The organism is Corallococcus sp. EGB, from assembly GCF_019968905.1.
Taxonomy (GTDB): domain Bacteria; phylum Myxococcota; class Myxococcia; order Myxococcales; family Myxococcaceae; genus Corallococcus.
In genome coordinates this window covers 3,333,260-3,355,288 of the sequence record NZ_CP079946.1, presented here as the reverse complement: position 1 = coordinate 3,355,288, position 22,029 = coordinate 3,333,260, and the positions used below count along the sequence as shown (strand labels likewise).

The 22,029-nt window shown below is 70.5% G+C and carries 22 protein-coding genes and 1 tRNA gene; all 23 read left to right on the top strand.

The features are described 5' to 3' along the window. The first annotated feature begins 5 nt into the window (after positions 1 to 5). The gene (locus tag KYK13_RS14045; RefSeq protein WP_223644918.1) at positions 6 to 1,367 is read left to right on the top strand and encodes a cell wall metabolism sensor histidine kinase WalK; all 1,362 of its coding nucleotides are present in this window, start codon (positions 6 to 8) and stop codon (positions 1,365 to 1,367) included. A 13-nt stretch (positions 1,368 to 1,380) separates the two neighbouring features. Further along, positions 1,381 to 2,331: a metallophosphoesterase gene (locus tag KYK13_RS14040; RefSeq protein WP_223644916.1), complete on the top strand. Its 951-nt coding sequence runs from the start codon at positions 1,381 to 1,383 to the stop codon at positions 2,329 to 2,331. 186 nt (positions 2,332 to 2,517) lie between these two features. Further along, the gene (locus tag KYK13_RS14035) at positions 2,518 to 4,107 is read left to right on the top strand and encodes a S1C family serine protease (RefSeq protein ID WP_223644914.1); all 1,590 of its coding nucleotides are present in this window, start codon (positions 2,518 to 2,520) and stop codon (positions 4,105 to 4,107) included. 102 nt (positions 4,108 to 4,209) lie between these two features. Next, entirely contained in the window at positions 4,210 to 5,976 is a 1,767-nt protein-coding gene (locus tag KYK13_RS14030; RefSeq protein WP_223644912.1) for a chloride channel protein, read from the top strand. Between the two features lie 42 nt (positions 5,977 to 6,018). Beyond that, a complete protein-coding gene (locus KYK13_RS14025; RefSeq protein ID WP_223644910.1) occupies positions 6,019 to 6,234 on the top strand; it encodes a hypothetical protein in 216 nt (71 codons plus the stop codon). 95 nt (positions 6,235 to 6,329) lie between these two features. Continuing rightward, the gene (locus KYK13_RS14020) at positions 6,330 to 7,193 is read left to right on the top strand and encodes a sulfite exporter TauE/SafE family protein (RefSeq protein WP_223644908.1); all 864 of its coding nucleotides are present in this window, start codon (positions 6,330 to 6,332) and stop codon (positions 7,191 to 7,193) included. 32 nt (positions 7,194 to 7,225) lie between these two features. Continuing rightward, positions 7,226 to 7,636 (top strand): DUF1634 domain-containing protein, encoded by a 411-nt coding sequence (locus KYK13_RS14015; RefSeq protein ID WP_223644906.1) that lies wholly within the window; start codon positions 7,226 to 7,228, stop codon positions 7,634 to 7,636. A gap of 65 nt (positions 7,637 to 7,701) precedes the next feature. Next, on the top strand, positions 7,702 to 8,181 hold the full coding sequence (locus KYK13_RS14010; RefSeq protein WP_223644904.1) for a histidine phosphatase family protein: 480 nt from the start codon (positions 7,702 to 7,704) through the stop codon (positions 8,179 to 8,181). 88 nt (positions 8,182 to 8,269) lie between these two features. Beyond that, positions 8,270 to 8,959 carry a response regulator gene (locus KYK13_RS14005; protein WP_223644902.1) on the top strand — a complete coding sequence of 230 codons (690 nt, stop codon included), beginning with the start codon at positions 8,270 to 8,272 and terminating at the stop codon, positions 8,957 to 8,959. Positions 8,960 to 9,071: 112 nt separating this feature from the next. Next, positions 9,072 to 10,334 carry a porin gene (locus KYK13_RS14000; RefSeq protein WP_223644900.1) on the top strand — a complete coding sequence of 421 codons (1,263 nt, stop codon included), beginning with the start codon at positions 9,072 to 9,074 and terminating at the stop codon, positions 10,332 to 10,334. 12 nt (positions 10,335 to 10,346) lie between these two features. Beyond that, on the top strand, positions 10,347 to 11,171 hold the full coding sequence (locus KYK13_RS13995; RefSeq protein ID WP_223644899.1) for a phosphate ABC transporter substrate-binding protein: 825 nt from the start codon (positions 10,347 to 10,349) through the stop codon (positions 11,169 to 11,171). Positions 11,172 to 11,229: 58 nt separating this feature from the next. Beyond that, entirely contained in the window at positions 11,230 to 12,225 is a 996-nt protein-coding gene (pstC, locus tag KYK13_RS13990; protein ID WP_223644897.1) for a phosphate ABC transporter permease subunit PstC, read from the top strand. Then, positions 12,222 to 13,133, top strand: coding sequence for a phosphate ABC transporter permease PstA (pstA, locus tag KYK13_RS13985; protein WP_223644895.1), 912 nt, complete (start codon positions 12,222 to 12,224; stop codon positions 13,131 to 13,133). Before pstC ends, pstA begins: the two co-directional genes overlap by 4 nt. Positions 13,134 to 13,180: 47 nt before the next feature. Then, positions 13,181 to 13,924: a phosphate ABC transporter ATP-binding protein PstB gene (gene pstB / locus KYK13_RS13980; protein WP_223646612.1), complete on the top strand. Its 744-nt coding sequence runs from the start codon at positions 13,181 to 13,183 to the stop codon at positions 13,922 to 13,924. Between the two features lie 26 nt (positions 13,925 to 13,950). Next, entirely contained in the window at positions 13,951 to 14,634 is a 684-nt protein-coding gene (gene phoU / locus KYK13_RS13975; RefSeq protein ID WP_223644893.1) for a phosphate signaling complex protein PhoU, read from the top strand. A gap of 87 nt (positions 14,635 to 14,721) precedes the next feature. Then, positions 14,722 to 15,909 (top strand): ceramide glucosyltransferase, encoded by a 1,188-nt coding sequence (locus KYK13_RS13970; RefSeq protein WP_223644891.1) that lies wholly within the window; start codon positions 14,722 to 14,724, stop codon positions 15,907 to 15,909. Positions 15,910 to 15,982: 73 nt separating this feature from the next. Next, entirely contained in the window at positions 15,983 to 16,834 is an 852-nt protein-coding gene (locus KYK13_RS13965) for a metallophosphoesterase (RefSeq protein ID WP_223644889.1), read from the top strand. A 50-nt stretch (positions 16,835 to 16,884) separates the two neighbouring features. Continuing rightward, entirely contained in the window at positions 16,885 to 17,313 is a 429-nt protein-coding gene (locus KYK13_RS13960) for a response regulator (protein WP_370645350.1), read from the top strand. 83 nt (positions 17,314 to 17,396) lie between these two features. Beyond that, positions 17,397 to 18,680, top strand: a complete 1,284-nt coding sequence (locus KYK13_RS13955; protein ID WP_223646610.1) for a hemolysin family protein — start codon at positions 17,397 to 17,399, stop codon at positions 18,678 to 18,680. 128 nt (positions 18,681 to 18,808) lie between these two features. Then, a complete protein-coding gene (locus KYK13_RS13950; RefSeq protein ID WP_223644885.1) occupies positions 18,809 to 19,906 on the top strand; it encodes a glycosyltransferase family 4 protein in 1,098 nt (365 codons plus the stop codon). A 118-nt stretch (positions 19,907 to 20,024) separates the two neighbouring features. Next, a tRNA-Arg gene (locus KYK13_RS13945) sits at positions 20,025 to 20,098 on the top strand. A gap of 189 nt (positions 20,099 to 20,287) precedes the next feature. Beyond that, entirely contained in the window at positions 20,288 to 20,833 is a 546-nt protein-coding gene (locus KYK13_RS13940; protein ID WP_223644883.1) for a hypothetical protein, read from the top strand. A gap of 151 nt (positions 20,834 to 20,984) precedes the next feature. Beyond that, positions 20,985 to 21,815: a mechanosensitive ion channel family protein gene (locus tag KYK13_RS13935; protein WP_223644881.1), complete on the top strand. Its 831-nt coding sequence runs from the start codon at positions 20,985 to 20,987 to the stop codon at positions 21,813 to 21,815. The last annotated feature ends 214 nt before the right edge of the window (positions 21,816 to 22,029 follow it).

Here is a 22,029-nt window from a genome sequence, read left to right as displayed (position 1 = left end):
CCGCCATGCCCCTGCGCTTCACGCTCCTGTCGCTGCTCGTCCCGCCCGTCCTGGTCTCGACGCTGCTCGTCGTCTTCGGGCACCCGGCGGGCGCGCTCGCCGCGGGGCTCGTCACGCTGGCCGGCTCCGCGCTGGCCCTGGGGACCAGCCGCGTGGCCATGGAACGGCAGCTGCGCGCGCTGACCCAGAAGACGCAGTCGCTGGCGGCGGGCATGGACGTCGCGCCGCCCGCGAAGCTGGAGCGCACGGACGACCTGGCGCAGCTGGAAGACGCCATCGACACGCTGGACGACAAGCTGTCCATGCGCGCCGCCGCGCTCAACCAGGAGGCGCGCATCCTCACCGCCGTGCTGGACGGCATGGCGGAGGGGCTGTGGGTGACGGACGCGGAGGGCACCGTGGTGCGCCACAACGATGCGCTCGCGGAGATGCTCCGGCCCGCCAACGGCGCCATCGTGGGCCAGCGGCCGCTCGCGCTCATCCGCAACGAGGCGCTCAATGACGCGGTGGCGCGCGCCTGCCACGAAGGCGCCTCCACGCGGCTGGAGCTGACGCTCGAGGGGCTGTTCTCCCGCACCCTGGCCGTGCGCGTGACGCCCGTGAGCCGAGACCTGCCCGGCAGCGCCGCCGTCTTCCACGACGTCACCGAGCTGCGCCGGCTGGAGAAGGTGCGCAAGGACTTCGTGGCCAACGTCTCCCACGAGCTGCGCACCCCCATCACCGCCATCCGCGGCTATGCGGAGACGCTCCAGGGCGGCGCGCTCCAGGACACCCAGGTGGCCCCGAAGATGGTGGAGATCATCCACCGCCAGTCCGAGCGCCTCTCCGAGCTGGTGGAGGACCTGCTGGAGCTCTCCCGCCTGGAGGCGCGCGAGATGACCTTCCAGCGCACGGAGGTGCCCCTGGCCCTGGCCGTCTCCCGGGCGGCGGAAGGGGTGCGCCCCAAGGCCGAGGGCAAGAACCAACAGATCGGCCTGCACGTGCCGCCGGGGCTGGTGGCCCTGGGGGATGGGCGGGCCATCGAGCAGGTGCTCCTCAACCTGCTCGACAACGCGGTGAAGTACACGCCCGCGGGCGGCCGGGTGGACGTGGACGGAGAGTACGAGGGCGGCCGGTGCGTCGTGCGCGTGCGCGACACAGGCGTGGGAATCGAGCCCAAGCATCTTTCCCGGATTTTCGAGCGATTCTACCGGGTGGACAAGGGGCGCAGCCGGGACATGGGCGGCACGGGGCTGGGCCTTTCCATCGTGAAGCATCTGATGGGCGCGATGGACGGCGAGGTGAAGGTGGAGAGCCAGCCGAACGCGGGCAGTACCTTTGTCATTTTTCTACCCGCGGCGGCTGGCCCGACGGCGGCGACGGGCTAGGATGGGGGCGGCCATGCGGGTCGCCATCCTCGCGGACATTCACGGGAACCTTCCGGCCTGCGAGGCCGTGCTGGACGACATCACCAAATCGGTGGCGCCGGATTACATCGTCGCGGCCGGAGACCTGGCCCTGCGGGGCGCGCACCCGCGCGAGACGGTGGAGCTGCTCTTCAGCAAGTGCCACGCGCTCATCATGGGCAACACGGACGCGTACCTCGCCGGGAACTACCTGGGCGGCGCGTACCGCGAGCGCGACCACTGGAAGACGGAGCTCTTGCGCTGGACGCGTGACCAGCTGGGCGACGCGCTGCTGCAGCAGCTGGGGCAGATGCCCTTCTCCCTGCGCTACACGCCGCGCAAGGGGCAGGACCTGTTCATCTGCCACGCGAACCCCCGCAACCTGGAGGAGTCGCTGGACCCCACGCTGGACGACCACGCGGTGCGGCGCTTCTTCACGCACCTGGACGCGGCCGCGTGCGCCTTCGGGCACCTGCACTTCCCCTACCGGCGGCGCGTGGGCCGGATGCTCATCGCGGACGTGGCCAGCGCGGGGATTCCGCGCGACGGCGACCTGCGCCCCGCCTACGGCGTCTTCACCTTCACCCCCAAGGGCTGGCGCGTGCAGATCCGCCGCGTGCGCTACCCGGTGCGCAAGGCCACCCAGGCCCTCACCGCGCGCCGCGTGCCCGGCGGTCCGCTGCTCATCCACAAGCTCGTGGAGGCGCGGTACCGCCACCACAACGCCCTGATGGAGGCCGCGCGGCGGCACTCGGGGCTGCCTCCGCCGGGGCCCGTCCTGCGTCCGCCTCCGGGGGCTGGGGGCGCGCGGCCCGCGCTCGCCGCGCCCTTCGAGAACAGCCCCCCGCCAGAGGTGGATCCTTCCACGCTGCCCCTGGACCTGGACGGCACGGTGACCGGCGCCTCGCCGCTGCCTCCCGACGCGCTCAACGACCTGGACGGGTGAGGCCCGCGCCCACCGGGTGCGCTCGCGTGGGGCTTGCCCGTTGGGGAATGGACACGCTCGCCGTCACTTCTGACGGACAGCGGGCTTTTCGCACCGCGAAATCCGCCTGGCCTCCCGCACGCACGGATGCACGCGGGCGGTCCGGTCCTTAGCAACACCTCAGGCGACGACAACGCGGGAGGCACCATGGTCGGGTGGATGGTCGGACTGTCGGTGGTGGCGGTGTCCCTGGCCGCTTCCGGAGCAGAGGCGCCCTCCTCGACGACGCCGCCCGCGGAGGCGTCTCCGGCCGCGCCGTACTGCGAGGGCGAGTACGCGGACAGCTACAGCGCGCTGTCCCCCAAGGCACGGGCCTTCGAGCAGGCCATGCAGAAGAAGTACACGTACTGCGTGCGCAGCACCGCCGTGTACGAGTGCCTGTCCTACGGCGCCGAGGGCAACGTGCGCCGCACGCGCACGCCGGTGACGGCGCACGGCACCGCGTTCGCGTACCGGCAGCAGGGCGGAGAGACGCTGCTGCTCACCAACGAGCACGTGGTGGAGTGGCCGGACGTCACCAGCGACGCGCACCCGGTGGAGGGCGTGCCCGGCGGCTGCAAGCGGGTGAAGGACGCCCTGAGCATCGTGGAGAACGAGGGGGACCAGTACGACCGCGACGACATCCCGCTGGCCAAGGCGGTGGTGGATCCGCAGCTGGACCTGGCCGTCATCAAGGCCCGGGCATCCCTGACGGTGATGCCGTGGAAGGTGGGCAAGAGCGCCGCCGTGCGCGAGCGCGACGTGGTGGACGTGCGCGGCTTCCCGCTGGGCGTCTTCAACGCCACCAACATGGGCAAGGTCATCTCCGCCTACGACCGGGACGAGTACAAGGAGTGGTACCACGACGACTTCGTCATCGACGCGCTCCTGTCGCAGGGCAACTCGGGGTCGCCGGTGCTGGCCATCTCCTGCAAGACGGGCGAGTTCGAATTGGTGGGCGTCTACCACGCGGGCTACTCGCGAGGCAGCGCGCTCAACGTGGTGGTGGGCATTGATCAGGCGCGCGACCTGATGAACAACCTGCGCCGCTCGCCCAAGCGCGCCCTGGAGGGCGCGACGCCGCTGGACGCGCTGGCCCGCGCGCGCGTGGCGAAGCGCGCGGAGGTGTCCGCCACGCCCTTCTTCCCCTTCGGCTCGCGCACCGCGGCGGTGTTCCCGCGCGCGGACGGCACCCTGCTCTTCGCGCTGTATGCCCAGGACTTCCCGCGCCGCGTGTACCCGCTCATCGTGATGGAGGACCTGCCCCTGACCTCCGCGGACGAGGGCTTCGGGAAGGTGGGGCGCGTCTGGTTCGGAGGCCCGCGCGGCCTCTTGGAGCGCCCGCGCGCGGAGCAGGACGCGGAGCTGCAACAGCAGCTGGCCCGGCTGCTGGACGCGCTGCGCCGGGACGCGACGCTCACGTTCTCGTACCAGGACTCGCTGCCGGGCTCGGATGAATCACGGCAGACCTTCGACACCTCGACCCGGCTGGGCAAGACGCTGGACCGCACCATCGTCGCGCACCGCGAGCTGAGCGACGCGGCGGCGGAGCTGGCGGAACGCTTCGCCCCGGACACCCCGGAGCCCGCGACGGGCTCGGAGTCCGTGCTGAAGAAGCCGCCGCCCGGCGTCCACCTGGGCCTCGGCGCGGACCCGGCCGGCCAGGCGCCTCCGGACGCGCCGCCCCGTGATTCCGGGACGCGGCAGCCCGCGAAGAGCACGCAGGCCCGACCGGCCAGGCACCCGGAGGTCAGGTAGCCCGTTCGGAGAGTGGGCAGCTGGACGAGCCCCTTCCGCGAAGTTCCGCGCGGCCCCGGGAAGGCCCTCTCCGCCTCCCTACATTGGAGAGGTGTGGAGGCCATGCCCGAACCCGCATCCGGAGCCGTACATCCCGACCTGAGGACCGGGGAGCCCTCGCCCTGGCTGCGGCGGGTGCTCCGGGGGCTGTTGGGGCAGGAGCGGCGCTTCTGGGTGCTGGTGGTGGGCGTGGGGCTCATCTCCGGCCTGGGCGCGGTGGCGCTGCTCGCGGTGCTGCGCTTCACCCAGCACCTGTTCTGGCAGAGCAGCACTGAACACTTCCTGGAGGGCGTGCTCGCGTCGCCGGGCTGGCGGCGGTTCCTCGTGCCGGTGCTGGGCGGCGCGCTGGTGACGCTGGTGTCCCTCATCGTGGGCCAGCCCCTGCGCGGCCACGGCACCGCGGGCATCATCGAATCCATCTGGGTGAAGTCCGGCCGGCTGCCCTTCCCTCGCGCGCTCCTGCGCGGCTTCGTGTCCATCCTCGCGGTGGCGCTGGGGGCGCCGCTGGGGCGAGAGGGCGCGCTGCTCTCGACGGGTGCGGCCAGCGGCTCCGCGCTGTCCGGGTGGCTGCGGCTGGGTCCGGGCCAGGCGCGCGTGCTGGTGGCGTGCGGCGCCTCGGCGGGCATCGCGTCCGCGTACAACGTCCCCATCGGCGCGGCGCTCTTCGGCCTGGAGGTGCTGCTGGGCAGCTTCGCGCTGGAGCTCTTCGGTCCCATCGTCGTGTCGTGCGTGGTGGCGACGCTCGTGTCGCGCACGCTCATCGCGGACCACCCCAGCTACGTCATCCCCCACTACGCCCTCACCCACCCGCGCGAGCTGGTGCTGGCGCTCCTGCTGGGCGTGCTCGTGGGCGGGGCCTCCGCGCTCTACGTGCGCGGCATCAACCTGGCATCGGACCTGCTGGACAGGCTGCCGTCGTGGCTCACGCCGTTCATGCCGCTCGTGGCGATGACGGTGGTGGGCGCCACCGCCATCGCGGGGCCGTACCTCATGGGCAACGGCTACGACTCCGTGAACATGGCGCTGCACGGGACGCTGCCCTTCGCGCTGCTGCTCCTCCTGCCACTCGCGAAGCTGGTGGTGACGTCGCTGTGCGCGGGCTCGGGGGTGCCGGGCGGGCTCTTCACCCCGTCCCTCTTCTTCGGCGCGCTCCTGGGCGGCGCGTTCGGGAGGGTGGTGGAGCTGGCGCTCCCGGGGGGCGCGGCGCCCAGCGGAGCCTATGCGCTGCTCGGCATGGGCGCGGTCCTCGCGGGCACCACGCACGCGTCCGTGTCCGCGGTGCTGATGATCTTCGAGATGACCGGCGACTACGACCTCATCCTCCCGCTGATGCTCGCCGCGGTGGTGGCCGCCGTCGTCAGCCGCCGGCTGGAGCCGGAGTCGCTCTACACGTCGGTGCTCGTGAAGCGCGACGTGCGCGTGCCGGACTCCGTGCCGCACTGGCTGCGGGAGGAAGGGGTGCGCTCGCTGCTGTCCCCGGCCACGCAGCGCGTGCCTCCGTCCGCGACCTTCGACGAGGTGGTGGTGCTGCTGCTGGAGCAGCCCGCGGGCGCGGACCTGTATGTCACCGACGCGGAGGGGCGCCTGCTGGGCGTCATCACCCTGGACGCGCTCAAGGGGCACCTGCCGGACCACTCGCTGCTCCAGGCCACCGTGGCCGCGGACGTGATGGACTCCAGCGTTCAGGCCATCACCCCGGACCTGTCGCTGTCGGAGGTGGCCTCGAGATTCGGCCACACGGAGCTGGAGCGGCTGCCCGTGGTGGACGGGCGCCGGCGCCTGCTGGGTTCGCTCTCCAAGGGCGACCTGCTCAAGCGGGGGCGCTTCTAGATGGAGCTGGAGCCTCGCACGCGCGCGTGGAGCATCGTCGTCATGAGCCTTCTGTGCATCGTGCTGACGTGGGTGCTGCTGCGCTCGCCGCCGCACCCCGGCCAGCACCCTCAAGAGCCCCCGGAGCCCGCCGAGGAGCCGGCCCAGGGAAATCCCTACCGGGGCTGGCCGCTGTTCCAGGGGTGGCCCCTGCCTCAGCCTCCGGACAAGGCCCCTTCGCACGACGGAAAGCCGTCCGACGCACCCCAGCAACGTTGAGGGTCCGGCAGCACCTCGCACCGCGGGATGGTCCGGAGCGGGCAACCAGTCAGGCTCCGCGTGAACTGCTTGCAAGCGGGAGGGCCGGGTGGAAGATGGCCTCCGTCTTGGACGCCACTCCGTTCAACTTCGTCGCCATCGTGCTCTGTGTCTCCGTGGGAGCGGGCCTCCTGGGCTCGCTCCTGGGCCTGGGCGGTGGCCTCATCCTCATCCCCGTCCTCACGCTCGTGCTCAAGGTGGACATCCGCTACGCGGTGGGTGCCTCCATCGTGTCCGTCATCGCCACGTCCAGCGGCGCGGCGGCGGCGTACGTGCGCGACGGCCTGGCCAACATGCGCGTGGCCATGTTCCTGGAGCTGGCCACCGTGGCGGGCGCCGTGTCGGGCGCGATGCTCGCGGGCATGGTGGGCGGCCGCGCGCTCTACTTCCTCTTCGGCGCGGTGATGGCCTATTCGGCGCTCGCGATGCTGCGCAAGCTGCGCGAGGACGGCAGCCCCCGCGCGGAGCCGCCGCGCAACGCCATCGCGGACCGGCTGGGACTGCACGGCAGCTACTACGACGTGTCCGCCGGCGGCGAGGTGTCCTACCGCGTGCACCGGCCGCTCGTGGGCCTGGGGCTCATGTACGTCGCGGGCACGGTGAGCGGCCTGTTGGGCATCGGCTCCGGCGCGCTGAAGGTCCCGGCCATGGACCTGGCCATGGGGCTGCCCATCAAGGTCTCCACCGCCACCAGCAACTTCATGATCGGCGTCACGGCGGCGGCCAGCGCGGGCATCTACTTCGCGCGGGGGGACATCGATCCGTTCATCGCCGGCCCCGTCTGCGTGGGCGTCACGCTGGGCGCGTTCATGGGCTCGCGCTACCTCACGAAGCTCAAGAGCGGCTCCCTGCGCATGCTCTTCGTCGCCGTGCTGCTGTGGGTGTCTTACGAGATGCTGTCCAAGGGGATCCACGGATGACCGGGCCCGCTGAACCTCCGTCTCCTCGAGAGGTGACCACCACCGCCGCCGCGCCGGACGAGGTGGTCCCCCTCACGCCGGAGCTGCTCATCAGCCAGCTGCTGCGCGGCGGCGTGCTGCTGAGCATGTCGCTGGTCACCTGCGGCATGGTGATGACCTTCCTCCGCCACCCGGACTACTTCTCGTCTCCGGACGCGCTCCAGCGCCTGACGGACCCGGACGCCGCGCCGCACCGGCTGACGGACGTCTTCGAGGGCGTCATGGCGGTGCGCGGCCAGTCCTTCGTGATGGCGGGGCTCCTGGTGATGATCACCGTGCCCGTGCTGCGCGTGGCCCTGTCCCTGGGCATCTTCCGCGCCCAGAAGGACCGCACCTTCGCCGCCATCACCACGGGCGTGCTCGCGCTCTTGCTGCTCGCCTTCCTGCTGGGCGGCGTGGAGTAGTCCACAGAGCAGTCCACCGGTTCGTCACATCCACGCCGGCGCGAAACGCACTACAACGCGCGCCCATGGCTGAACGCGACCTGCCCCTCCTCCTCGTGCGCCACGCCGTGGCCGAGGACTCCAACGCCCTGGGCGACGAGGCCCGCGCCCTCACGCCCCAGGGCCGCGCCGCCTTCCGTCAGCACGCGAAGAAGCTCACGCGCCTCACGCCGCTCATGGGCATCATCACCAGCCCGCTGGTGCGCGCGGTGCAGACCGCGGAGCTGCTCGCGGACGCGCTCGGGCTGTCCCACGTGGAGGTCCACCCCGCGCTCGTCCCCATGAAGGGCGCGGCGCGCAACGTGCTCAAGCTGGCGCGCGACGTGGGCCCGGGCTGGGCGCTGGTGGGACACAATCCCTCCTTGGAACGCGCCGCGGCGCTGGCGCTGGGCCATGCCCTGCCGGACAAGCTCCGCAAGGGCTGCGCCGTCGCCCTGCGCGCCGAGGGCCGCGAGTTCGCCCTGCAATGGATGGCGGCACCGGGCCGCTCCCTGCGGCGCCCGTGACTCCCTCTTCGGGCGTGACGGACGTGACGCACTTGTTGCCAGCGCGTCACGTGGGCGCGAAGCGGTGCGCGCACAGTACATGCCCGCCATGTCCCACGTACTCATCGTCGACGACGAGCGTGACCTCGCCGAGCTCATCGACTTCAACCTGCGCGGCGCGGGCTTCACCACCCGCGTGGCCTTCACCGGGGAGGCGGCGCTCACCGCCGCCCGCGAGCAGCCCCCGGACGTGGTGCTGCTGGACCTGATGCTGCCGGACCTGTCCGGCATCGAGGTCTGCCGCCACCTGCGCGCCAACCCCCGCCTGCGTGACGTGCTCATCGTCATGCTCACCGCCAAGAGCGAGGAGGCGGACCGCATCCGGGGCTTCGAGGTCGGCGCGGACGACTACGTCGTCAAGCCCTTCTCCGTGCGCGAGCTGGTGCTCCGGCTCAAGGCCATCCTCCGGCGCACCTCCTCGCCCCAGGAGGGCACGCCGCCCCTGGCGCTGGGCCCCCTGCGCCTGGACGTCACCCAGCACCGCTTCTTCGTGGAGGAGAAGGAGACGCCCCTCACCGCGCTGGAGTTCCGCCTGCTGGAGTTCCTCATGGCGCGGCTGGGCCGGGTGCAGACGCGCGAGCAGCTCCTGGAGCAGGTCTGGGGCCTGTCCAGTGCCCTGGAGACGCGCACCATCGACACGCACGTGATGCGGCTGCGCGACAAACTGGGCCCCGCACGCTCCCTCCTGGAGACGGTTCGCGGTGTCGGCTACCGCATCGTGGATCCGGCCGCAGGGTAGGCCCCCGGGCCCTTCCGTTACGCATTTGTCACGAAAGGGCCGTTAAACGGCCACATCCAGCCCATAGATCGTCACGCGTTCTCGACACCCCCGAGACGCCCGCCGACCTTCTATGCGCCCACTCCTCGTTGCCCTCACCCTGCTGAGCTCCAGCACCTCCATGGCCCAGGCCACCACCTCCCAGGAAGCGGTCTCCACCCCGCCGGCCTCCGAGCCGCGCGCGGCGGCGGAGCCGTCCTCCACGGAGCCCGCCCCCCCGCGCGCCAACGCCCCCACCGTCCCGGAGATGTCGCCCTCCATCGACGAGCGGCTGACGGCGGACGAGCACCGCGTGGAGGCGCTGGAGGAGCAGAACGTCGAGACGAAGAACGACCTGTCCGCGCTCAAGAAGCTGCGCATCTCCGGCTATGTCCAGGCCCGCTATCAGTACCTGCAGGACCTGGATGACACCGGCGCGGGCGGCTACAGCCGCTTCGGCGTCCGCCGGGGCCGCTTGAAGGCCACGTACACCACCGAGTGGTCGCAGTTCATGCTGCAGATCGACGCGGTGCCCGCGGGCGTGACGCTCAAGGACGCGGAGGCCACCCTCTTCGTCCCCGGCACCAAGCAGCAGCTGTCCGTCACCCTGGGCCAGATGAAGTGGCCCTTCGGCTACGAGGGCCCCCAGTCCTCCAGCGACCGCGAGTTCCCCGAGCGCAGCCGCGTGGTGCGCAACATGCTCCCCAGCGAGCGCGACCGCGGCGCGAAGGTGAACGGCCGCTACAAGTTCCTGCGGCTCGCGGTGGGCGTCTTCGACGGCAACGGCACCGACAGCGGCACCACCCAGGACAACGACAAGGAGAAGGACATCGTCGGGCACCTGGGCTTCGACCTGAAGTGGCTCTCCGGTGGCATCTCCGGCTGGTACGGCCATGACATGGGCCGGCTGGCCACGGACCCCTTCCGCCGCGCCTACGAGCGCACCCGCATCGGCGCGGACCTCCAGGCCTACTTCGACGTGATTCCCCTGGGCGGCACCGCCATCAAGGGCGAGTTCATCGCCGGGCGCACCTACGGCGCCGCCAACAACGCCACCCACCTGAACGTGCCCGCGCACGGCTGGTACCTGCTGCTCGTGCAGAACATCGGGCTCAACGACGCGGTGGCCGTCCGCTACGACACCTTCGACCCGCACAACGGCCAGGCGAACGTCGCCGTGGGTGACGTGCCGGGCGCGGACAACACCGTCGACACGCTGGGCTTCGTCCTCCAGCACCACTTCGGGGAGAACCTGAAGGTTTCCGCCATCTACGAAATCCCCATCACGCACGTCGTGGCCCAGGCATTGGACCCGCACGACAACCTGTTCACCCTGCAGATGCAGGCCCGTTTCTAGAGGAGTCACCCCATGAAGAAGACACTGCTTTCCAGCTTCGTCGCCTTCGGGCTCGTCGTCCTCCCGCTCACCGCCCAGGCAGGCACGGTGACCGTGAAGGGCTCGGACACCATGGTCATCCTCGTCCAGCGCTGGGCCGAGGCGTTCATGAAGAAGAACCCCGCCACGAAGATCCAGGTGACGGGCGGCGGCTCCGGCACGGGCCTGGCGGCCCTGCAGAACGGCACCACGGACATCGCCATGTCCAGCCGTGAAATCAAGGAGGCGGAGGAGGAGAAGCTGCGCGCCCGCTACAACACGCCGCCCACCGCCATCTCCGTGGCCAAGGACGGCGTCACCTTCTACGTCAACGAGTCCAACAAGGTGGACGCGCTCTCCGTGGAGCAGCTCAAGGACATCTACCTGGGCGACACCACGTCGTGGAAGGCCGTGGGCGGCGCGGACGCCCCCATCGTCCTGTACTCGCGTGAGAACTCCTCCGGCACCTACGTGTTCGTGAAGGACACCGTGCTGGGCGGGGACGACTTCGCGGCCTCCGCGCAGACGCTCCCGGGCACCGCCGCCGTCGTCAACGCGGTGGCCAAGGAGAAGAACGGCATTGGCTACGGCGGCGCCGCGTACGCCAAGGGCATCAAGGAGCTGAAGGTGAAGAAGGGCAACGAGGCCTTCGCCCCCAACGCGGAGAACGTGAAGAGCGGCAAGTACCCGCTGTCGCGCGACCTCTTCTTCTACCTGCGCAACAAGCCCGCCGGCGAGGCCAAGGCCTTCATCGACTTCACGCTGTCCGCGGAAGGTCAGGCCATCGTCACGCAGGTCGGCTACTTCCCTGTGAAGTAGTCGGCGTCACGCGATTGTCACCCGGCGCGGGGGTCCCATGTTGGATAGACAGGCCGTCATGCAGGAGCAGGACCTCGCGCCCCCGGTGGCGCAGCCCACGCTGTCGCCCGCGGCCCGGCGACGGCAATGGAAGGAGAGGGCCATCGCGGGGTTGATCACCGTGGTGGCCTTCACCGGCATCGCCGCGCTGGTGCTCATCCTCGTCTTCGTGGCGAAGGAGGCGCTCACGCTCGTCACCGACGCGGCGGCGCGCGAGGAGGCCAGCTTCTCCAAGATGTTCCTTCCGCAGGTGGTGCGGAAGGGAAAGCCGCTGGCCTACGTGTGGCAGCCGGTGTCCAGCGTGCCCAAGGTCAGCATGATTCCGCTGTTCGTCGGCACGCTGAAGACGACGCTCGTGTCCATGGTGGTGGCGGTCCCCCTGGGCATCTTCGGCGCGCTGTTCGCCGCGGAGTTCGCCCCGCGCCGCCTGCGCGAGGTCCTCAAGCCCACCATCGAATTGCTCGCCGGCATCCCGTCCGTGGTGCTGGGCTTCTTCGCGCTGATGGTGATGGCCACCTTCCTCCAGGACGTCTTCGGCTTCACCTCCCGGCTCAACGCCGTCGTGGCGGGGCTGGGCCTGGCGCTGGCCATCGTGCCGGTCATCTTCACGGTGACGGAGGACGCGCTCACCGCCGTGCCGCGCAGCTACCGCGAGGCGTCCCTGGCGCTGGGGGCCACGCCCTGGGAGACGGCGTGGAAGGTGGTGCTCCCGGCGGCGGCCCCCGGCATCCTCGCCGCGTGCGTGCTGGGCTTCGGGCGCGCCATCGGTGAGACGATGATCGTCCTCATGGCCTCCGGCAACGCGGCCATCGTGTCGTGGAACCTGGGGGACTCCGTGCGCTCGCTGTCGGCCACCATCGCCGCGGAGATGGGCGAGGTGGTGGTGGGCAGCCCGCACTACGCGCTGCTCTTCTTCATCGGCGTGGAGCTGTTCCTCTTCACCTTCGTGCTGAACATGCTCGCCGGGATGTGGACGCGCAAGGTCATCCAGCGGCTCAAGGGAGGTGCGGGGTGAAGCACACCACGCGCAAGGTCGTGGGCCTGTCGCTCGTGTCGCTCACGGGGCTGGCCGCGTTCGTCATCGTGGCCATGCTGGGCCTCATCCTCCTGGACATCGTCCGGGGCGGCTGGAGCCACGTCTCCTGGCGCTTCCTCACGGAGGCGCCCACGGACGGGATGATGGGCGGCGGCATCTTCCCCGCCCTCTTCGGCACCGCCGCGCTCACGCTGCTCATGACCCTGGCGGTGATGCCGGTGGGCGTGCTCACGGCGGTGTACCTGCACGAGTACGCGCCGCCCTCCAGCTTCCTGGCCCGCGCGGTGCGCGTGGCGGTGGCGAACCTGGCGGGCGTGCCCTCCATCGTGTTCGGCCTCTTCGGCCTGGGCTTCTTCATCCTCTTCGTGGGCAAGGGGCTGGACCACGCGCTGGGCTACCAGGAGCTGCACTGGGCCCAGCCGGGCATCCTCTGGGCGTCGCTGACGCTGGCGGTGCTCACCCTGCCCGTCGTCATCGTGTCCACGGAAGAGGCCCTGCGCGCCGTGCCGCAGGAGCAGCGCACCGCGAGCCTCGCGCTGGGGGCCACCCAGTCACAGACGCTGGCGCGGGTGGTGCTGCCGGGCGCGCTGCCGGGCATCCTCACCGGCGCGGTGCTGGCCATCTCCCGCGGCGCGGGCGAGGTGGCCCCCATCCTCTTCACCGGCGCTGCGTACTTCCTGCCGGATCTCCCCACGAGCCTGAACTCGCAGTTCATGCACCTGGGCTACCACACCTACGTGCTGGCCACGCAGTCGCCGGACGTGGAGGCCACCCGCCCGTTGCTGTACGCCACGGTGCTGGTGCTGCTCCTGCTCACCTTCGCCCTGAACCTGGTCGCGGTCCTCATCCGCACGCGCACGCGCCGCAAGGCCGCGGCCGGACACTGACGTTCCCTGCTCCCATGCCCCTCTCCTCCGCCACGCCGCGCAACAAGATGGAAGCCCGCGAGCTCACCCTGCGCTACGGCAGCAAGGTGGCCATCAAGCAGGTGAGCCTGGCCGTCCCCGAGCACAAGGTGACGGCGCTCATCGGCCCGTCCGGGTGCGGCAAGTCCACCTTCCTGCGCTCGCTCAACCGGATGAACGACCTCATCCCCGGCGCGAGCCACGACGGCAGCGTGTTCCTGGACGGCCGGAGCATCCACGACCGCTCCCTGGATGTGGTGGACCTGCGCCGCCGCGTGGGCATGGTGTTCCAGAAGTCCAACCCCTTCCCCAAGTCCATCTTCGAGAACGTCGCCTACGGCCTGCGCGTGGGCGGGCTCAAGGACAGGGCGAAGCTGGCCGCGCGCGTGGAGAAGTCCCTGCGCGGCGCGGCGCTGTGGGACGAGGTGAAGGACCGCCTGGAGGAAAGCGCCCTGGGCCTGTCCGGCGGCCAGCAGCAGCGCCTGTGCATCGCGCGGGCGCTGGCGGTGGAGCCGGAGGTGCTGCTGATGGACGAGCCCGCGTCCGCGCTGGACCCCATCGCCACGGCGAAGATTGAAGAGCTCATCCACGAGCTCAAGGCCACGTACACCATCGCCATCGTGACCCACAACATGCAGCAGGCCGCGCGGGTGAGCGACCAGACGGCTTTCTTCTACATGGGGGAATTGGTGGAGTGCGGCCCCACGGAGCAGATCTTCACCAACCCCCACGAGAAGCGCACGGAGGACTACGTCACCGGGAAGTTCGGTTGAGCCCGCGCGCGACGGAAGAGGACCACATGGCCGCGATGCATACCGACAAGGCATTCGAGCAGGACCTGCGCAACCTGCGCGAGAAGCTGCTGGCCATGGGGGCCAAGGTGGAGGCCCTCATCGCGCAGAGCACCAAGGCCCTCACCGACCGCGACTCCACGCTGGCGGAGAAGGTCGTGGGCGCGGACCGCGAGGTGAACCGGCTGGAGGTCGACATCGACGACCTGTGCCGCCGCATCCTCGCGCTGCGCCAGCCGGCCGCGTCCGACCTGCGCCTCATCACCACGGCGCTGAAGATCGTCACCGACCTGGAGCGCATTGGTGACCTGGCGGTGAACATCGCCGAGCGCGCCATGGACCTGAACCAGGTGCCGCCGCTCGCCCCCTACGTGGACACGCCGAAGCTGGCGGAGTTGGCGCAGCAGCAGGTGAAGATGGCGCTGGACGCGTTCGTGTCCGGGGACGCGGCCAAGGCGGAGGACGTCCTCAAGGGGGACGACCTGCTGGATGCCCTCTTCCTGAAGATCTTCAACGAGCTGCTGGCCTACATGATGGAGGACTCGCGCAACATCCGCCGGGCCACGGCGTTGATGTTCATCGCGAAGCACCTGGAGCGCATTGGCGACCACGCGCTCAACGTGGCGGAGATGGTCATCTACATGGTGCGCGGCAAGGACGTGCGCCACCCGCGCAGCCGCGACCTGGAGTAGGCGGCTTCACGGCGGTGTCACGGCGAGTTGGCCGTCCCGCCGCCCCGCCGCCCCGGTCCCGCCTTGTGGGACCTCTAGGGTGGCGGCATGCTCATCGCATCCAGCCTCCTCCTGGCCGCGTCCGCAGTGGGCCTCGTCGCCCTCCTCCTCCAGGCGCTGTTCGTGCGCCGCCACCGCCGCACCTCCCCCGCCGCCCCCACGCGGCGCCCCGGCCTGTCCATCCTCAAGCCGCTGTGCGGCGTGGATGACGACCTGGAGGCCAACCTCGCCCAGTTCGCGCGGCTGCCCTACCCCACCTACGAGGTGCTCCTGGGCGTGAAGGACACGCGCGACCCGGCCTACGCGGTGGCGCGGGCCGCGGAGGCGAAGTGGCCCCAGGTGATGCGCGTGGTGCTCCAGGAGGGAGAGCCCGGGCTGAATCCCAAGGTGAACCAGCTGGTGACGCTGTCGGCGGAGGCCCGCCATGACATCTGGGTGGTGAGCGACAGCAACACCCGCGTGGGGGACGGCTACCTGGAGGAGATCGCCGCGGCCTTCGAGGACCCCTCGGTGGGCTGCGTGACGCACCCGGTGGCCGGCCTGGGGGAGCAGAGCTTCGGTTCGCTGCTGGACAACCTGCACCTGTCCTCCAGCGCGGCGGCGGGGATGATCGCCGCGAAGCACGCGGCGGACCGCGACATCGTGGTGGGCAAGTCCATGGCGCTGCGCCGCGAGGACGTGGAGGCGCTGGGCGGCTTCTTCTCCGTGAAGGACGTGCTGGCGGAGGACTACGTCATTGGCCAGTGGGTGACGCGCAAGCTGGGCAAGCGCGTGGTGCTGGCGCACGCCCCTGTCTTCAACGTCTCGCTGCGCAAGAGCGTGGACGCCTTCTTCCAGCGCTACCTGCGCTGGAGCGTCATCCACCGCACAGCGGTAGCGCCCTCCACGTACATTGCGCAGGCGCTGCTCAACCCGGTTCCGCTCGCGGTGCTGGGTGCGCTCCTCCACCCGTCCGCCCTCACGGGCCTGGCGGCGTTGTCGGTGGCGCTGGGCAAGGTCTGGGTGGACGTGACGGTGTTCCGTTCGCTGCGTCCCCAGCCGGTGTCCTTGCGCGCGGCGCCCGCGGTGCTGGTGAAGGACGCGCTGCTCTTCGCCGCATGGTGGCATGGCGCGTTCCGGCGCACGGTGAACTGGCGCGGCACGCGGCTGCGCGTGATTTCCGGCACGCGCCTGGTGCCGATGCGCGCGCGTAACACGCCCGCGGCGGAGTGGTTCGCGAGCAATGGGGTGGGGTGAACGACGCGGGCACAACTTTTGACGGCCCTTCGTACAGCACTTCGAACACCCACCCTCGCCGCTCGAAGCTTCGATGCCTATCTCCTTCGGTATGCCCTCCCTGAAGCTGGCGCATCTTTCGGATCTCCACCTGGACATGAGCCGCGAGAGTGATGCTTCCGCGTCCTCCCTGGTGAAGGCCCTCGCGGCGCAGGAGGTGGATCACGTGGTGGTCACGGGAGACCTCACGCACCGCGGATCCCGCGCCGAGTTCCAGCGCTTCCGTGAACACTTCGCGCCCTGGTTGGAGACCGGACGCCTCACTTTCATCCCAGGCAACCATGACCGGCCCGGCGAGGATGTGGGCAGCGGGTTCATGCAGGGCCGCAAGGTCCACACGGTGGAGACGGCGGGACTCTTCCTGGTCTGCGTGGACTCCACCGGTGAGCACAACCGCAACTATTTCCACAGCCACGGAGAGCTGACGGAAGGCGTCGTGGACGAGGTGGACCGCGCGCTGGAGGCCGCGCCCAGGGACGCGCTGGTCGCGGTGCTGCTGCACCACCACGTGCTGCCGCTGCCGCTGGAGAGCTTCCCGGAGTGGATCGCCACGAAGTTCGGCCTGCCCCACGCGTCGGAGCTCGCGTTGGGCAAGCCGCTGCTGGAGCGCGTGGGCGGCCGGTGTGACCTGGTGCTGCACGGCCACCGCCACATCCCCAGCGAGGCGGACCTGGGCACGCCGGGCGAGCGCGCGTTGCGCGTCTACAATTCGGGCAGCAGCGCGGACCTGATGCGCTTCCGCGTCTTCCACCACATGGCCGGCCGGCTGGTGGGCGAGCCCACGTGGTGCCAGGCGGCGGAACCCGCCAGACCGCGCACGGCGGTCCACAACGTCAGGCCCGCCCTCCAGTACCTGGTGGGCCAGCTGGGCATCGCGCTGTTCTAGCGCCTGTCCGGCCGCCTGCTCCTGGAAGCAACGACGCCCAGGTGTCGCGAATGCCAGGGGTGCCCCGAGAGTTTCTCCCCAGGTCAGGAGGACGCTTGGGGCGACTCGCGGTGGATGACGGTACTCGGAAGGTCCTGGTCGTGGACGACGACGCGGACTGGCGGGAGTTCCTCCGGGTGAGCCTGGAGGACCTCGGCTATGAGACCACCGAGGCGGCGGACGGACAGGAGGCGCTCGACTCGCTGAAGCGGGGCGAGCGCTTCGGGGTCATGCTGCTGGACCTGAACATGCCGGGCATGAGCGGCCTGGAGGTGGTGGAGAAGCTGCCACGCGCGGCGACGAACCCGCGCATCGTCTTCCTCACCTCCGCGGCGGCCCAGGACGTGGGCAGCGCCCTCATGTCCGGTCCCCACTACTACCTGCCCAAGGGAGCGAGCCGCGACCAATTGTCGCTGCTCCTGCAGTCGCTGGGGGTGTAGGACGGGAGGCGTCCCCCGCCGACCCGGGCGGGGAGGATCCAGCCAGGAGGTCCGCCATCGTCACGGAGCTCGTCATCATCCTGCTGCTGGTGCTGGCCAACGGCGTCTTCGCGGGCGCTGAGCTGGGCCTGCTGTCCGTGCGCAAGACGCGGCTGAAGGAGCTGCTCGAACAGGGCAGCAAGTCCGCGAAGGCGGTGACGGCGCTGCGGGATGATCCGGAGCGGCTGCTCGCCACGGTGCAGATTGGCATCACGGTGATTGGCTCCACGGCGGCGGCCTTCGGCGGCGCGAGCATCGCGCAGCGGCTGGCCGTCGCGCTGACCGGGCTGGGCGTGCCGGAGGCCACCGCGAGCCAGGTGTCGTTCGCGGGCGTGGTCGCGCTGGTGTCGTACCTGTCGCTGGTGCTGGGGGAGCTGGTCCCCAAGTCCCTGGCGCTGCGCTACTCCGAACAGTATGCGCTGACGCTGGGGCGGCCGCTCAAGGCGCTCGCGTGGGTGATGCGGCCGCTGGTGTGGTTTCTCACCGCGAGCTCCAACCTGGTGCTGAAGCTCTTCGGGGACAAGACGAACTTCTCCGAGTCGCGCCTGTCTCCGGACGAATTGCAGCAGCTGGTGGAGGAGGCCTCGAAGCAGGGCACGTTGGATCCGCGCGCGGGGGAGATTGCGTCGCGGGCCTTCGAGCTGGGGGATTTGACGCTGGGCGACGTGATGGTGACGCGCGAGCACATCGTCGCGCTGCGCCGGCACGCGAGCACGGAGGAGATCCGCCAGGTGCTGCTGGAGCACGGGCACTCGCGGATGCCGGTGTACGAGGGCACGCTGGACAACGTGGTGGGCTACATCGTGGCCAAGGACCTGCTGGGCGTGGCCTGGGAGGGGCACCTCATCGTCCTGGAGGACGTGCTGCGCCCGCCGCTGTTCCTGGTGGAGTCCATGCGCGCCATCGCGGCGATGAAGGAGCTGCAGCGCCGGCGGATGCAGCTGGCCGTGGTGGTGGACGAGCACGGCGGGGTGGTGGGGCTGGTGACGGTGGAGGACCTGGTGGAGGAGCTGGTGGGGGACATCCTCAGCGAGTCCGAGACGCCCGAGGTGCGCGTGCGGCGCGAGGGGCCCTCCGTCGCGGTGGTGCAGGGCGAGGCGAGCCTGCGCGAGGTGAACCGCGCGCTGGGGCTGGAGCTGGCGGAGAGCGAGGACTATTCCACCGTCGCGGGCCTGTGCATCGCGCTCGCGGGGGGCGCCATCCCGGAGCCGGGCGCGAAGCTGTCCCTGGCGGACGGCACGGTGCTGGAGGTGATGGAGGCGTCGCCGCGCCGCGTGCGCGAGGTGCGCGTCCACCTGCCGCGGCAGCCCTTGCAGCCGGAGGCGTGAGGCGGGCCCGGAGTCCACCCCCTCCGTGCGAATCCGGACGGGTACACCGAAAGACCTGTTGGTGATGACGCGCGGGGCCTCTATATGCCCGGGAGGACACCCAGGTCTCCGGGAGGGACACGCAGCGGATGTCGTCATCGCCCCCACGTATCGCCTTCGCCATCGAGACGACGCTCGGCAACGCGGTGTTCCTGCACAACCTGCAGCGGGCCATGGCGCGCCGGAACGACGTCGTGCCGGTGTGGCTGCCCATCGACGAGCACGCGGATGACGTCTGGGAGCAGCTGCCGCTGGTGCGCTCGAAGTTGTCCGTGCGCGGGGGCTTGAGGGCGCGCAGCGCGCTGCACCGGGCCTCCGCAGAGGAGCCGGTGCGGGCCGCGGTGGTGCACACGCAGCGGCTGGCGCACCTGTCGCACGACTTCATGCGCCGGGTGCCGAGCGTCATCTCCACGGACGCGACGCCGAGCGGGCTGGAGGACTACCTGCGCTACTACGGCCTGCGCACGCAGCACGCCGGTTGGGTGGGCCGGGCGAAGAACGCGCTGCACCGGCGCACGTACGCCATCGCGAAGGGGATGCTGTCCTTCTCTCAGTTCACCAAGCGCTCGCTGGTGGAGGAGTACGGCGTGCCCGACGCGAGCGTGCACGTCGTCTGGCCCAGCGTGGACACGACGCTGTGGCGGCCCGCGCCGGAGAAGAAGCCGAGGGATGGCGTGGTGCGGCTGCTCTTCGTGGGAGGCGACCTGGGGCGCAAGGGCGGCAAGCTGCTGTTGCGCTGGGCGCGGGAGACGCGGCGCGAGCACTGGCGGCTGGACGTGGTGACGTCCACGCCCTTCGAGGCGCCGCCGGGCGTGCGCGTCCACGTGGGGGTGAAGCCGAACTCGCCGGAGCTGATTGGCCTGGCGCAGGAGGCGGACCTCTTCGTGCTGCCGACGATGGCGGACATGTCGTCCTGGGCCATCGCGGAGGCGAAGGCGGCGGGGCTCGCGGTGGTGACGACGCCCGCGGGCGGCGTGGGCGAGCTGGTGCGTGACGGCGTGGATGGGCGCATCGTGCCGGTGGGCGACTACGCGGCCCTGGCGAACACGCTGGACGCGCTGGTGCAGTGCCCCGCGACGCTGGAGGCCATGGGACGGGAGGCCCGCCGGATGGCGGAGGCGCACATGGATCTGGACATGGCGTGTTCGCGGATGCTCGCGTTCATCCGTCAGGTGACGGGCGTCTGAGCGGGAGCCGCCCACTGGAGGGAGGCATGGGCTCCCAGACACCTCCTGCCGGACCTGGAATGTGTGCTTGCGTCGTCTGGGGACTTCGGTTACTCCTCCGGCACCGGAAAGCAGTTCTGCGCGATTAGCTCAGCTGGATAGAGCGTTGGCCTCCGGAGCCAAAGGCCGCAGGTTCGAATCCTGCATCGCGCGCAGACGTAAGGGCCCGGAATCATTGGGAGAAATCCCAAGGGTTCCGGGCCTTTGCCTTTTCGCGTGCTGGATCAGACCTTGGGGGACATGAACCGCGCTCCCCTGCTATCCGCTGCCCTTGTCGCCGCCTGCCTGGCCTGCACGGAGTCACCCCGGACGCCCGCGGCGTCCCCCGCCCCGAGCCCGACCATGCCCACCCCGCCCAAGCCCGCCCCGCCACCTGCCCCGCCTGCGTCCAAGCCCCAAGAGGCCAGCGCTCCGGCCGCGGCGTCGTGCTCGGCGAGCCGGCTGAGTCCCATCCCCAAGCCCACCGCGAAGCCCCTGCCCCCGGCGGTGGCGTCCATGCGCGAGCGCATCATCAAGGCCGCCGTGGCGTGCGACTACGCGGCCCTCCAGAAGCTGGGCGACGAGAAGGGCAAGGGCGTGCGCTTCTCCTACGACCCCGACCAGGACATGGCCACCACCTGGCGCATCCAGGAGGAGTGGACGGAGAGCCCGCAGCCCGTGCTGGCGCGGCTGGTCCACGTCCTCAACCTCCCCTTCTACCAGGAGGGTGACCTGTACTGGTGGCCCACGGCCTTCCGGAAGGACGCCACCGACGGGGACTTCGCGCTGCTCAATGGCATCTACCCAGAGGAGATGATCGCCGACATGCGCAAGGAGAAGAGCTACATCGGCATGCGCGTGGGCATCTCCGCGGACGGCGACTGGCAGGCCGCCATCCAGGGCGACTGAAGCCGCCCCGGGCGCGCCTGCCCCGCGAGGACGGGTCAGGAATGCCCTCCGGGACAGCTGTGGATTCCATGCGGCTCGGCTTGCATGCCGTGGCCGGCCCCGTGCAAAACGCACGGCGCACACCCGGTCCCGGGTCAAGGGGGTTCGCCGCATGGATGAAGTCATTGTTCAACTGAAGTCACTGGCCCTGACCGAAGCGCTCCCGCTGCTGCTCAAGGTCATCGGGGCGCTGTTCATCTGGTTCATCGGGCGGACGGTCATCGCCGGCTTCCGCAAGGTGCTGGACATGGGCCTTCAGCGGCGGCAGCTGGACGCCACGCTGATCCGCTACGTCGGGTCGCTCTTCACCGGCTCGCTCACCCTGATGCTGATCGTCGGCATCCTGGGGTTGATGGGCGTGGAGACCACGTCCTTCGCCGCGCTCATCGCCGCCGCGGGCATCGCCATTGGCGCCGCGTGGTCCGGGCTGCTGGCCAACTTCGCCGCGGGCATCTTCCTCCTGGTGCTGCGCCCCTTCCGCGTGGGCGAGGAGATCGAAGCCGGTGGCGTCGTGGGCATCGTCCAGGAGATCGGCCTGTTCGTCACCACGATGGACACGTCCGACAACGTGCGGATCTCCGTGGGCAACAACCAGATGTTCAGCGACAACATCATCAACTACAGCCACCACCCGCACCGCAAGATGACGGTCAAGGTGCCGCTGATGCACGGCGTGGACGTACGGGTGCTGCAGCAGGTCCTGCTGGAGCGCCTGCCCACGGTGAAGGGCGTCCAGGCCACGCCCGCGCCCCAGGTGGAGATCGCGGAGTTCACCCTCCAGGGCCCCATCCTCGCGGTGTGCATCTTCTGCAAGCCCACCGAGTTCAACGACACGCAGGCCAACGTCGGTGATGCCATCGCGGAGGTCCTCCTGCTCGTGGGCTACACCGTGCCCACGCCGGCCCTGCTGGCCGGGGCGCCGCCGCTCGCGAAGGCGGGCTGACCGCAGGACCCGGTTTCTTGGGCGGGGCGCCTCAGGAGGCGTCCCGCCTGATCCCCCTCCAGGCGGGGGGACGACTCCGCGAGCAGGTTCCCCTCTGAGCGACACCGTGAGTCCTTCCGGTGGCATGTTCGGGGATCCCTTCTCTTCCCGTAGATACGCGAATTCACTCGGACTTTCGGTGGATGGGCCCCATGACAGTCCGTCTTCCCACGGA